This is a genomic window from Photorhabdus namnaonensis (assembly GCF_001684335.1).
Classification (GTDB): domain Bacteria; phylum Pseudomonadota; class Gammaproteobacteria; order Enterobacterales; family Enterobacteriaceae; genus Photorhabdus; species Photorhabdus namnaonensis.
On sequence record NZ_LOIC01000011.1, the window covers coordinates 1 to 1,489 of the forward strand.

General features: G+C 55.0%; 1 rRNA gene. It reads right to left on the reverse strand.

The window, feature by feature from the left end:
• Positions 1 to 1,489: ribosomal RNA gene (locus Phpb_RS01970) — 23S ribosomal RNA — on the reverse strand; the annotation flags it as partial.

A 1,489-nucleotide genomic window follows, 5' to 3' on the forward strand; every position in this document is an offset into this window, starting at 1 on the left:
GGCCTCCCACCTATCCTACACATCAAGGCTCCATGTTCAGTGTCAAGCTATAGTAAAGGTTCACGGGGTCTTTCCGTCTTGCCGCGGGGACACTGCATCTTCACAGCGAGTTCAATTTCACTGAGTCTCGGGTGGAGACAGCCTGGCCATCATTACGCCATTCGTGCAGGTCGGAACTTACCCGACAAGGAATTTCGCTACCTTAGGACCGTTATAGTTACGGCCGCCGTTTACTGGGGCTTCGATCAAGAGCCTCGCCTTGCGGCTAACCCCATCAATTAACCTTCCAGCACCGGGCAGGCGTCACACCGTATACGTCCACTTACGTGTTGGCACAGTGCTGTGTTTTTAATAAACAGTTGCAGCCAGCTGGTCTCTGCGACTGGCTTCGGCTCCGGGCGCAAAGCCCCTCACCTACCGCCAGCGTGCCTTCTCCCGAAGTTACGGCACCATTTTGCCTAGTTCCTTCACCCGAGTTCTCTCAAGCGCCTGAGTATTCTCTACCTGACCACCTGTGTCGGTTTGGGGTACGATTCAATATGACCTGACGCTTAGAGGCTTTTCCTGGAAGCCGGGCATCAGCCACTTCACTGCCGTAGCAGCTCGTCATCACGCCTCAGTGTTACAGAAGAGCGGATTTGCCTGCTCCTCCCACCTACACGCTTAAACCGGGACAACCGTCGCCCGGATGGCCTAGCCTTCTCCGTCCCCCCTTCGCAGTCACATTCAGTACAGGAATATTAACCTGTTTCCCATCAGCTACGCCTTTCGGCCTCGCCTTAGGGGTCGACTCACCCTGCCCCGATTAACGTTGGACAGGAACCCTTGGTCTTCCGGCGAGCGGGTTTTTCACCCGCTTTATCGTTACTTATGTCAGCATTCGCACTTCTGATACCTCCAGCGGGCCTCACAGCGCCGCCTTCAACGGCTTACAGAACGCTCCCCTACCCAATAACACCTAAATGTCATTGCCGCAGCTTCGGTGCATGGTTTAGCCCCGTTACATCTTCCGCGCAGGCCGACTCGACCAGTGAGCTATTACGCTTTCTTTCAATGATGGCTGCTTCTAAGCCAACATCCTGGCTGTCTGGGCCTTCCCACATCGTTTCCCACTTAACCATGACTTCGGGACCTTAGCTGGCGGTCTGGGTTGTTTCCCTCTTCACGACGGACGTTAGCACCCGCCGTGTGTCTCCCGTGATACCATTCTTCGGTATTCGCAGTTTGCATCGGGTTGGTAAGCCGGGATGGCCCCCTAGCCGAAACAGTGCTCTACCCCCGAAGATGAATTCACGAGGCGCTACCTAAATAGCTTTCGGGGAGAACCAGCTATCTCCCGGTTTGATTGGCCTTTCACCCCCAGCCACAGGTCATCCGCTAATTTTTCAACATTAGTCGGTTCGGTCCTCCAGTTAGTGTTACCCAACCTTCAACCTGCCCATGGCTAGCTCACCGGGTTTCGGGTCTATACCCTGCAACTCATTCGCCC